Genomic DNA, 11787 nt, shown 5'->3' on the forward strand with positions numbered 1-11787 from the left:
CGACCGATCGGGCCGGGCCCGCCCCTGACGGCGGACCCGGCCCGATCAGCAACGCCGGATCAGGCTTTCGCCACCCGCAGTCCGAGCGTGCCGTACACCAGGCCGGTCGGCACGATCAGCACCGTGTAGGACCCCGCCGGCAACGCCGACATCGTGTACAGCGATCCGCTGCTTGCGCAGCCGAGGCTTCCGCTCTTGAGCTGGGTTCCTGTGTGGTCGTAGAGGTAGAAGTACACGGATGTGTAGCCGCAGGCGCCGCCGGTGATCGTCGAGGAGCCCGTCAGCGCAACGTTCTGCGCCGCGGAGTTCGTGAAGCCGATCGACACGGCCTGCGCCGCGACGGTCGTGTTCACTGTTGCCTGCGCACCGTTCATGGTGGCAGTGGCGGAAGACGCACCCGCGGCGAAGACCTGGGCGCTGTACTTCCCGGTTACCGGGCCGGGCGGCACGATCAGCACCGTGTAGGACCCGGCGGCGAGGGTCGCGGTGAAGAGCTTGCCCGCGTCACCGCAGCTGAGGCTGGTGTTCTTCACCTGCTGACTGGAGTGGTCGTACAGGTAGTAGCGCACGGACGAGTAGTCGCAGTCGCCGGTGATCGCGGACGAACCGGTGATCGTCACCGCCTGGCTGGTCGGATTGGTGAATCCGAACGCGACCGACTGCGAGGCGGTCGTGGCGGTGGAGGATGCGGGTGTGCCGTTCAGGGCCGCCGTCGCCGACGCCGCGCCGGCGCCGAAGACCTGAACGCCGTAGGTGCCGGTCACCGGACCTGGGGGAACCTCGAGGACCGTGTAGGACCCCGCCGCCAGCGTCGCACCGAACAGGACGCCTGCCGCGCTGCAGTCAAGGCTCTGGCTCTTCACCTGGGTACCGGAACTGTTGTAGAGGTAGTACTCCACCGACGAGTAGTCACAGTCGCCGGTGATCGCGGACGAACCGGTGATCGTCACCGCCTGGCTGCTCGGAACGGTGAACCCGAACGCGACCGACTGCGAGGCGGCGGTCGTCGTGACCGATGCGGGAGTGCCGTCCAGGGCCGTGGTCGCCGTTGACGCCCCGGCGCCGAAGAACTGGACGCCGTAGGTACCCGTCACCGGGCCCGGCGGGGCGATCAGCATCGTGTAGGACCCCGCGGCCAGCGTCGGCGCGTACAGCACTCCGGACGTGCCGCATTCCAGGCTCCCGTTCTTCACCTGGGTGCCTGAGTGGTCGTACAGGTAGAACTTCACCGAGTCGAAGTCGCAGTCACCCGTGGCGATCGCCGAGGAGCCGGTGATCGTCACCGCCTGGCTCGTCGGATTGGTGAAGCTGACCATCACCGACTGGGAGGCGGCGGTGGTCGTCACGGACGAGGGCTTGCCGTCGAGTGTCGCCGTCACCGCCGACGTGGACGCCCCGAAGATCTGGACGCCCAGCTTCCCCGTCACCGGCGCGGGCGGGACGATGAGCACGGTGTAGGACCCGGCGGGCAGAGCAGGCGAGTAGAGCATCCCCGCGCTGCCGCACTGGAGGTCGCCGTGCGTGACCTCGGCGCCGGTGTGGTCGTACAGATGGAAGACCATCGAGGAGTAGTCGCAGTCGCCGGAGGTGAGCGTGGAGGAACCCGTGACCGCCACGGTCTGGCTCGTAGGGTTCACGAAGCCGATCGCCACCGACTGGGCCGCGAGGGTGGTGGTCACCACGTTCGGTGTGCCCTCCAGGGTCGCCGCCGGCGTCCCTCCGCCGCCGGCTGTGGCGAACAGGCTGTAGGTGCCGGCCAGGCCGCCCGCGTCGACGGCCAGCCGGTAGCTACCTGTGGCCAGGACGCCGAGACTCGATACGCCGCACCGCCCGTGGGCGGCCGCGGTCCCCGAGTTGTCGAGGAGCCGCCAGGTCAGCGAGGTGCTGTAGCTCACGGTGGGGCATGAGGTGATGTTCAGCAGCACCGGCGAGCCGTCGGACGGCGCGGTGAAGCTGTAGACATCCTGCGACGCTGTCGTCTCGAACCGGCCCGCGCCGGTCGCCGTCGCGCCGCCCAGCCGGTCCGGTGACACGGTCAGCGGGAAGGTCGCCACGAACGACTGCGCCGCTTCCAGGTTCAGCGCGTACCCGCCGGCCACACCGCCGGCGCTGACCGCCAGCTGGTATCCGCCGGCCGCTAGCGGGCCCAGGTTCGTGTACGAGCAGCCGCCGTTGGCCACAGCCGCGCCGCTCGCCGCACTGAGCAGTTTCCAGTGCAGCGGCGTCGAGTAGCCTGCCGTCGGGCAGCCCGAGACATCAAGGTTCAGCAACTGGCCGTCGACCGGCACCGTGAAGGTGTAGATGTCCTGTGAGGCACCGCTCTCGAAGGTGCTCGCGCCGGGTACGGAGACCCCGTTCATCGTGTTCGCGCTCGTCCTCAGCGGGAGCGTCGCCGCGAAGGTCTGCGGTGACAGTATGTCGAGCGTGTACGAGCCGGGCGCGCCGTTGGCAGCGACGTCCAGCTGGTAGGAGCCGGCCGCGAGGGTGCCGAAGTCCGCGTACGAGCAGCCGCCGTAGCCGGAACGGACCACGGACTGCGTCGAGGCGTCGCGCAGGGTCCAGGTGCCCGGGGAGTAGTCGTCCTCTTCCGGGCACGACCTCATGCTGAGCGCGAGCGGCAGGCCACCGGCCGGGACGGTGAACGAGTAGATGTCCTGTGAGGCACCGTCCTCGAACACGCCGGCTCCGGTGGCGGCCGTTCCGTTCAGGGTGTTCGCCGTCACCGGAAGCGGCACCGTCGCCGTGAACGGCTGGGGGGCCTCCAGGCCGAGCGCGTAGGACCCCGCGACGCCCGGGCCGCGGACGGTCAGCGTGTACTGCCCCGCCGCCACGAGGCCCAGGGTGTCCGCGTCGCAGTACCCCGACGCGGCGGTGCGGCCCGCCGACGTCTTGAGGGCCCAGTGGACGCCGTCCGACTGCCCCGCGGCCGGGCACGAGCCCAGATCGAGGTTCAGACGCTGGCCGCCGGCCGGGACGGTGAAGGAGTACACGTCCGCCGATCCGGTGGTCTCCAGCGTTCCGGCCCCCGTCACGGCGGCGCCGTTGACGGTCCCGGAGGAGACTGACAGTGGCAGCGCGGCGGAGAACGTCTGGGCCGGTACGAGGGTGACGCCCACCGAGATGTTGTCGACCGCGACGCTGGTGCCGAGGATGCCCCTGAAGCCCGAGGGCGCCAACTGCACGCGCAGCTGATCGCTGTACTGCGGGGTCGGCATGGTAATCCGGTACCGCTGGTAGGCGGTTCCCTGGGCGGTCTGGCCCTGGCCCAGCGCGCTGATCGTCGCAGGCCCCGACGACACGCTCGCCGTCGTCGGGGTGAACGCGACCACCGACGAGGCCGCGGGGTCGCCGACCTTCACCGTCAGCGTCTGGTTCTGGGCGTTGGCGCTGGTGACGCCGACCGCGTAGACGTCGAACGCGACCGTGGCGCCGGAGTGGTTCGGCAGCGACGGGACGGTGAAGCTGTACCCGCTGCCGTCGAACACGGGTCCTGCCGCGGTGGTGCCGCCGATCGACTCAGTTCTGTCAGGACGGAAGTTGGGGCCGACCGCGGCTTCGAAGTTCTCCGTCACGCTGCCGCCGGCGTCGACCGTGTGCGCGGCCGAGTCCTGGAGTACGTCGGTGACCGCCGCGGCGGACTTGGCGTAGTTCGCGTCGCCGGTCTGGGCGACGTCGAGCATGCAGGCGTCGAACTGCGGACCCGCGGGCACCGCCTGGGCGTTGCACGCCTGGCGGGCGAGATCCTGGTCGGACTGCGCGAAGTCACTCAGGGTCACCACGTTCGACGGGAACGTCAGGTCCGTGTAGGACGCGGTGGTGTTGTCGTCGGGGTAGGTGAAGTCGGACTGGTCGTCCGTGAGACGCCAGGAGTTCGCGTACACGCCGTCGAGCACCGAGGCGGTGGGAGAGGAGACCGGGGTGCCGTCGGACATCACCAGGTCGTTGCCCGGTATGCCGTCGTTGTTGCCGAGCAGGCCGGTCGTGGGCACGCCGGGGGCGATGTCGAAACCGAGGCTGCTGTCGCCGAACGCCAGCCGGGCTTTCGCCGCGCCGAAGGTCGCCACGAACTTGTTGCCGCTGCGGACCAGCGCCGCGCCCTGGCCGAAGTCCGTCAGCCGCTGCAAGGCCGGGATCTGCACGCCGTTCACGAAGGCGTCGCCGTCCTGGTTGAGCTCGACGTACGCTCCGTTGATCGAGAACGCCACCGAGTCCACCACCGTGAACGTTCTGGACCCGCCCAGAGGCAGGAATCTGGCCTGGACGTCAAGATCCAGACTCGGGACGTGGACCACCTCGAACTCACCTGCGACCTGCAGGTCGTAGGCCAGCCCGTCGAGGGTCGTCATGTGCGGGTCACCGAACAGGTGCCAGTGCATCACCGCCCAGATCGCTACCAGCACCGCCGCTGCGATGACCGGGACCAGGAACGCGGCGCTGAGGGTGACGAAACCGGCGTCGAGCGCCGCCTCCGCCAGCGCCAGCTCCGCCGCGTCCAGCCCCAGGGCCGCCGCGTCGCCGGCCGCGATGTCGGCCGCGGCATCAGCCACCGCCTCGGGTATACTGTCCACGAACGCCGCCCACTCGGCGTCGATCGCGTCCGGGGCGGCGTCCGCCGCGGCCTCCTCGATCTCCGTGATCGTGTCCCGATTCAGCGACACGTAAACCGGCTTGGGCAGCCCGTGGAACGCGGGGACGACGATCGGGCCGGTCAGATACCACAGCTCCGGGTGCTCCCGGATGACGTCCCAGAAGTCATCGACACCATCGTGGTCGGCATCGGCACCCAAAGTCCCCCTATAATCCTGCTTCTTCTCGTCCTCGTCGCCCTGCTTCTGCCGCTCAGGGCAGTCCCGGAAAGTCCTGGAGATCCGGATCACGCCGTCGTTGGCCGGGTCGCTGTAGGTGTGGAAGAGATACGCGGAATGCTCGGCCGGATCCCACTTGCACGCCGGATCCAACTGGACCTCGAAGTCGTCACTGATGGGCTTCGTAAAGTGGTAGGGGACGACGGTGTGACCGGCACGCGGCCAGTCCCGAACGTACCTGGCGACTTCGTCTACCGGTTTGGCGTCGGTCCACCAATCGCCCTTCATCTCCACCAGCCCGACGGGACCCGTCGTGCTGGCGTGGTCGTACAGCACGAGGTCCGGTCGCTCGCCGCTGCTGGGGATCATCGTCTCCCACTGAATGTTGGGCGTGATGCCCGTCGCCGAACTGTCGCCGTAGACCCCGGCCGCGTTCAGTTGGGCAATGACGCGCGTCTGCGCGACATTCTCACCCTGCAAACCCCACGGCTTGCAGTCCGGCTTCTTGTACACGGCGTGCGGGACCAGTGCGCGCGGGTCGAGGACGCAGTGTACTGACGTGTAGCTGCTGCTGGCCGGACTCCATGCATAGCCGAGCTTCCCCCGAGTGGACATCAGGGTCCCGGCAACACAGCGACTGCCACCCGTATCCGGGACAAAGGCGTCGGCGCTGTTCGGCGGACAAGGTGGGTCAGCGGCGTCGGGCTTGACACCGGCGGGCGGTGATGTGGTGCCCGTGCGCGGCGCGGGCGCGTTCGCGGTGGGGCTCGCGTAGGTCGCCGACGGAGGTTCAACCGAGGGTGCCGAAGGCTTCGTAGTCGCCGGATGTCTCGTCACCGTCCGGGCTGGCGGGGCCGTCGGCGACGTCTTCGGTAGGTGCGCCGCGAAGGATGTCGGCGAGGCCGCCCTGGGTGTCGTGGGCTTCGGTGTCGAGGTGGAGAGGGTGGAGGTCGACCCCCGTGTCGTGGTGGGTGTCAGTGGCGAATCCGCGTACGCCACTGTTCCCATGGAACCCGAGGTGGCTAAAAGGGCCCCCGCGACCGTGGTGGCGAGCAGGCTCACTAAACGACGAACGGGCGCCATAAGTCCCCCCAGGAACTACGCACACAATTGTTCGATACTTGAAGAGTCTGTCAGCGCGCCGAGGAGACGGTCAACGAGCGGAAATCATGGCTCGGTACAGTGAGCGGCGGTTATCGGACATCGTCGGCGGGCACGAGAGCCCGGCCGAAGTCGGCCCGCGCCTGGTCAACGATCGAGGGCGCGGGTCCGCCGGGACCGAGCCACTCGGCCACATCCCGCGCCTCGACGAGCGTGCGTCCGGCAGTGACGTGCGTCACGGTCCACCGTGAAAGATCGGTGACCTGGTCCAGGTGTTCGTCGGTAAGCAGCTGCATGCAGTGAACGTCCGGAACGAACCGGCTCCACAGGTCCGCGTGCATGCGCAGTGCGTAGGCCGGGATCTCCTCACGCAGCGGCGGCAAGGCACGACCGCGTGCGTCCCAGAGGTATGCCTGGCGCGGCGTCGGCGCCACGAAAGCGTAGTGCGCGTAGTCCGCTTCAGCGAGGATCGCCGTGCGAGCCCGGTCTGCCTGAGCTGCCAGGGAGGCGGACGCGTCATTGGTCTGATAGGTCGCCTGACCGTCCGAGCCGATGTCAGCCATTGCCGCCCGCGCCGCGAGCGCGTCCGTGTACAGCACCGCACCGGACGAAGCCACATGCAGCGCGGAAGCCAGGTGCGCCGCCACATCGCCGGTGGTGACGATCTGACTCAGCCCGCCGCTGGAGACGTAGGCATCCCCTCCGGCCTCGGCCGCCCAGCGCACCGCCCGCTCGGCCCAGCCCGACTTACCAGCACCGTCCAGCGCGGACAACGCGCCCAGCGCGATGTACGCCGTCATCATCGGAGCAGGCGAATCCCAGTCAGGCAGACGGACGGTCTCCGTGGCCCGCAGCTCACCCGACAGCCCACCCGCCCGCACACGGCCACCAAATGCATCCAGCCAGGTTTCCAATGCCTCCTGACTCTCCATCGACCCGAACTTCATCGAGACGCCCGCAAGGCTTGCCGTCAGCCCCGCCCCCCAGACAGAGTCCGGCGCTGCTTCATTGGCCACCTCATTGGCCACCTTCACTGCCTGACGCACCACGTCGACAACCGCCGCCGCACCGGCACCGCCATCCGGAGCGAACTCCACCAGGACACCATCGAAGCCATTGGCCTCCAACTTGCACAGAATGCTGTCGAGATCAACGCGGACGCCTTCACGGTTCACCATGGCGTCACAGTACGGCGAACGCCTGCCGCCTGAGCCGAAGTCCGGGCAAGCGCGGCGGTTCGGTGGGCGCTTTACGCGTCCTGGGACGCCGTCGGGGTTCAGCGGTCCGATGGCGGGCAACGCCTGCGCACAAGGCGAATCCAGGAGTGCCGGGACCCACCGAACCTGTTTATTCGGTCTCACCCTGAAATAGGCCGGTTCTCCCACAGCACCGACGCTGCCCCTGCCGAAAACCTAATCCGCCCTGGTGGGCGCCGGTTTGTGGGCTGCGAGGGGGCTCGGGTATGGACGCCCGAAGTGGGCACTCCCGCACGGCTGCTGACCGCCCCGGCATGATGGTCGATTGTGCTGCTGCGACTGGCCTACCCCACCGTGACGAACGCGTTCGCTCTACTGCGCCTGCTGCCGATGACCGACCGGGACAAGGACGCAGAGATCCTCGCCCTGCGCCATCAGATCACCTTCCTGGAACGTCAACTCGACAAGGAGAAGGTTCGGTTCGCCCCGAGCGATCGGGCGTTCCTGGCAGCCCTGCTGCACCGGCTGCCGATGCAGGTGCTGCGCCAAGTGCGGCTGCTGGTGCGGCCGGACACGGTGCTGCGCCGGCACCGGGACCTGGTCGCCCGCCGCCACGCTGCCGCGTCCCGGCCCAAGCGCCCGGGAAGGCCGCGGACCGTGCACTCCATCCGCGCCCTGGTCCTCCGCCTCGCCCGGGAGAATCCCCACTGGGGCTAGCGTTCCCCGCCCTGTTCGACACCCTCCTCAACGATGCGGGGATCCAGGTGGCGCTCAGCAGCGTGCAGATGCCGCGCATGAACTCGATCACGGAACGGTCGGTACACACCTGCCGGCGCGAACTGCTCGACCGCACCCTGGTCTGAAACCAACGGCACCTGCTCCACGCACTACGGGAGTTCGAAAACCACCACAACTCCCACCGACCCCATCAGGGCATCGCCAACGCCCGCCCGCTCCACCCGCTGCCAGCGCAGATCGCCGATCCGGACAAGACTGCCCACCTCGACATACGACGACGCGAACGACTCGGCGGCATCCTGCACGAGTACCAACATGCCGCCCGACCTCCGCGGATGAGGTTTTCGGCAAGGGCAACGGCATCCGACGGGCTCGTTCCTGACCTTGAGCGAGCGGCACACGAGACACCGGGGCGGAACGGCGACTGGGCCATTGCCGGTGACCGGCAGCTTCAGGCCCTCCGGGCAGTCGAACGCGGCGGGCTGCGGTTGGAGCAGAGCGCGCTGTCCGAGCAGGACCGGTACCTCTCCGACGGCACGGGCGTCCTGGTCCCGATCTGGGCGCAGACCGTCGAGCGGATGCTCTCTGACGGTCTCTCGGCCTCGACACCACCACGACGCCCACGCATGGGCAGCTCCTGTCGCTGACCCCACTGGGTCAAGAAGCCCTGCGGGCCGCCAGTGAAGCAGCACCCGCAACCGGTACCGGCCCCGAGGCCGACGCCCGCGATGACACCAACCCCTTCTCAGGCGGGGGCCAGTTCGGATCTGGCTGTCGACCCGCTGCCCACGCGCGAGGAACTACTGGCACTGGAGGAGATCAAGCACGGCGCGGTGCTGCTGAAAGAGCGCGCCGTCCGGTCCGGGCTGCGTGTGGAGACCGGCTCGGGTGCACGGATCTCCACCGCGACGGTGGCAGCGATACAGGAGCGGGGCTGGATCAAGCGGGACGAGAGCACGTCGCTGAACTTCGGCCAGCAGCTCTCCCTTACCAGCTCCGGGGAGGCGGCCTTCCGCGCCGGATGCTCCCAGGACCCGCGCACCACCGCCGCCCTCAGCCGCAGCACCCCGAACCTGGGCGCCCGGTCCTGCGCCCAAGCGTCCGTCCTACTGCACTGACGGACGCCTACGCTGTCGCAGCCGCGCCTCCGGCGAACCCATAACCGCGATGGCTCGTACATGCGAGCTTTTGACGCCATATGATGCAGTGACCGCCGACCGATGGCGACGACGGATCGGATGGTGCCGGGAGTCGGCCGTGGGGGCGGCCGAGGCGACGGCCGTGATCAGCCGGAGGGGGGTGGGGCGCATGGCGCCGGAACTGTACGGCAGGGATGCCCTGTTACAGGGGCTGGTCCCGCGCCTCGTGGGTGTGGCGTACCGGGGCGACGGCGGGCGCAGACCGGCGGACTTCAGGGACGCCGGCCCCGTGGTTCGGCTGGTCGGAGGCCGAGGCGCCGGCAAGAGCGCCATCCTGACCGACCTCGCCGACGCCTACCGGCAGCGCATCCCGCTGTCGTTGGTGGACCTGGCCAGTCACGACCTGCGGCCGCCGCAGCCCTGGCCGGTACGGCAGTCCGGCTCCGGCGCGGCGTGGCCGGGCGGCGCGGGCGGCGCCGGACCGGATGCGGCGGGTCCCCCCGGCGGAGACGACGGCGAGGGTTCCGACGACACCGAGCCCGTGGACACGGCCCGCCGAACGGCGAACACCTCCCCGGTGACTGATCTGCTGTACACCCTGGAGAAGGACCTGCGGCGCAGGCCGAGGAACTTCGGCGTCCCCATGGAGTTTCCCCGCCTGACCCACGGCCTGGTAGCCGTCAGCGGCTGGCGGGCCGACTCCGTGCGGGAGCAGAACGAGGCGCAGCGGCAACTCTGGGCGACCGCCCGCAGCGCGGCCGACTCGTTCGGATAGTCACCGCGGACCTCGGCGACCATACGGACCGCTCGTTTGCGCAGCTCAAGGGGATAGGAGGAAGGGCGTGCCATGACTCGATCCTTTCACGGAACCGAGTCTCCACCGAACCCAGAACGGTTCATCCACCGCACACCCGTCCTCGGCGGACTCATCAATGAGTACCAGATCGCCATCTGACCTCACTACGAACCCGCAGGTCAGCAGCGGAATTCTATTTTTGAGCCCCACACGGGAGCAGCAGCCAACGCATATGAGCCGGAAACCCTCACCCAAGGGTTCCCGGCCTTTTGCATGCCCAAAAACAGGGGGCATCGCCCTCAGTTGGCTTTGTACCACACGTGCATCCGCTCGGGGATGTCAAGGTACGTCTCGTCGTTTTGCACACCCGAGCTGTAGACGGACCCCGAGCCGGGCGATGAGGCGCGCAGAGTCTGATCGTGAGCGCCGAAAGTCCAGTTGCTGCGAAGATACTGATTCGCGTTGTCCCACTTCCAGTACTGGCCTGCCGTGGTGTCGCATGAGCTGAGCCAGACCGCATTGCGGTCCGATTTATTGTCGGTGGCCAAGCACATCCCTCGCGTCCGACTCACCAACCGCTGCTCGCCTCTGCTGTTGGCTATGCCAACCCATTCCCAGTCCTGCGCTTGCCAGCCCTCGCATGTGTGCGTGAACACGGCGTTTGTCGTTGCCGAGGCTGTCAAGCACCCGTTGCCGTAGCCGAGATAAAGGCTCCCGATCACCCAGTAATCGTCTGCCGCCGATGCGGAATTGACGTTTCCAGCACCGGCAACGAGGGCGGCAGTAGACACTACTGCAGCGGCTCGCAACATGCTTCGGCGAAGATTCACGTGTTCTCCAATCCAGAACGGTTCTGACCACTGGTCATACTAGGAGATCCGATTGATACAGTCAGGGGCTGGGCTGCTTCGGTTCCGAACCCGGCCTAAAAGAAGACGCGGGTTCCAGTTACTGAGAGCGTGTCTGAGATCGGGTCATGGGACGATTTTGCTTAGCGGTCGTGGGCCTTGCCGTGTGGCGGGTCGGCCTCGGGTGAGTCGGCGGAGTATCACGTCGGTCATGGCCCAGCGGATCATGGTCTCCGAGTGCGCCGGGCTGCGTTCGTAGTCGCAGGCCAGGCGGCGGCGCGTGGTGATCCAGGCGAAGGTGCGCTCTACCGCCCAACGCTTCGGCTGGACCTTGAAGCCACGCTGTCCGGGTTCTTTGCGGACGATCTCCAGGGTGCGGTGCAGGACGCTGGCGGCCCATTCGACGAGTCGGCCGGCGAAGCCCTGGTCGGCCCAGACCTTTTCGATGGTCGGATGGTCCAGGCGGGTCCACAACAGAGAGCGCTTGGCTCCGTCGCGGTCCTGGATGCTCGCGGCCAGCACGTGCACGGTCAGCAGGAGGCCGAGAGTGTCGGTGACGATGAACCGCTTGCGGCCCTTGGTCCTCTTGCCCGCATCGAAGCCGCTCGTGGACTTGGGCACGGTGTCGGCCGCACGGACGGACTGGGAGTCGACCAGGCCGGCGGACGGCTCCGGGTTGCGGCCCTCGGTCTGGCGGACCTTGACCCGCAGCGCGTCGTGCAGGCGCTCGACGGTGCCGTCGTCGTGCCACCAGGTGAAGTACCAGTACACCGTCGGCCAGGGCGGGAAGTCCTTGGGCAGATACCGCCACTGGCACCCGGTCCGCGCCAGGTACAAGATGGCGTCCACGATCCGCCGCCGCGGGTGCTTCTCCCGCCGGCCTCCCCTGCTGCCCGTCCTCGGCGCCGGCAGCAACGGCTCGACCAACGCCCACTGCTCATCGGTCAGATCAGACGGATAGCCATCCCCGGTAGCACTCACACTCCGCCCAACGAGCCACCCCAACAGCCGACACGGCAGATCTCAGACACGCTCTGAGGTTGAACTCGTGATGTCGGTCATGCAGGCAGGGTGGTTGCACAGTCGTAGCTGATGCACGACTGTGCAGGTCACGGCGGGATGACGATGTCTGGTGGGCCCGGTCCGTACGCAACGGAGCTCCGG

6 protein-coding genes and 1 pseudogene are annotated in these 11787 nt (G+C 68.2%); 3 read left to right on the forward strand and 4 right to left on the reverse strand.

The window, feature by feature from the left end:
* Positions 1-59: 59 nt before the first annotated feature.
* Positions 60-5420, reverse strand: coding sequence for a VWD domain-containing protein (locus OHA86_RS06585; RefSeq protein ID WP_329173293.1), 5361 nt, complete (start codon positions 5418-5420; stop codon positions 60-62).
* Between the two features lie 578 nt (positions 5421-5998).
* Positions 5999-7084 carry a hypothetical protein gene (locus OHA86_RS06590; RefSeq protein ID WP_329173294.1) on the reverse strand — a complete coding sequence of 362 codons (1086 nt, stop codon included), beginning with the start codon at positions 7082-7084 and terminating at the stop codon, positions 5999-6001.
* 345 nt (positions 7085-7429) lie between these two features.
* Here OHA86_RS06590 and OHA86_RS06595 point away from each other — a divergent pair.
* The 3 genes and pseudogenes from OHA86_RS06595 to OHA86_RS06605 form a co-directional block, all read left to right on the forward strand.
* Positions 7430-8163, forward strand: a pseudogene (locus tag OHA86_RS06595) (integrase core domain-containing protein); the annotation flags it as partial.
* A gap of 405 nt (positions 8164-8568) precedes the next feature.
* Positions 8569-8958, forward strand: a complete 390-nt coding sequence (locus OHA86_RS06600; RefSeq protein WP_329173295.1) for a hypothetical protein — start codon at positions 8569-8571, stop codon at positions 8956-8958.
* Between the two features lie 310 nt (positions 8959-9268).
* The gene (locus OHA86_RS06605; RefSeq protein ID WP_329173296.1) at positions 9269-9754 is read left to right on the forward strand and encodes a hypothetical protein; all 486 of its coding nucleotides are present in this window, start codon (positions 9269-9271) and stop codon (positions 9752-9754) included.
* A gap of 320 nt (positions 9755-10074) precedes the next feature.
* Here the strand turns inward: OHA86_RS06605 and OHA86_RS06610 are convergent, their stop codons facing one another.
* Both OHA86_RS06610 and OHA86_RS06615 read right to left on the reverse strand, forming a co-directional pair.
* The gene (locus tag OHA86_RS06610) at positions 10075-10566 is read right to left on the reverse strand and encodes a ricin-type beta-trefoil lectin domain protein (RefSeq protein WP_329173298.1); all 492 of its coding nucleotides are present in this window, start codon (positions 10564-10566) and stop codon (positions 10075-10077) included.
* A gap of 183 nt (positions 10567-10749) precedes the next feature.
* Positions 10750-11604 (reverse strand): IS5 family transposase, encoded by an 855-nt coding sequence (locus OHA86_RS06615; RefSeq protein ID WP_329173300.1) that lies wholly within the window; start codon positions 11602-11604, stop codon positions 10750-10752.
* Positions 11605-11787: the final 183 nt, after the last annotated feature.

The organism is Streptomyces sp. NBC_01477 (assembly GCF_036227245.1).
In the GTDB taxonomy this organism is placed as follows: domain Bacteria; phylum Actinomycetota; class Actinomycetes; order Streptomycetales; family Streptomycetaceae; genus Actinacidiphila.

Bases quoted from the DNA above. Each gene is read 5' to 3' on its own strand.
- OHA86_RS06590 (WP_329173294.1), bottom strand. From the start codon at position 7,084: ATGGTGAACCGTGAAGGCGTCCGCGTTGATCTCGACAGCATTCTGTGC.
- OHA86_RS06600 (WP_329173295.1), top strand. From the start codon at position 8,569: ATGACACCAACCCCTTCTCAGGCGGGGGCCAGTTCGGATCTGGCTGTC.
- OHA86_RS06585 (WP_329173293.1), bottom strand. From the start codon at position 5,420: ATGTCCACTCGGGGGAAGCTCGGCTATGCATGGAGTCCGGCCAGCAGC.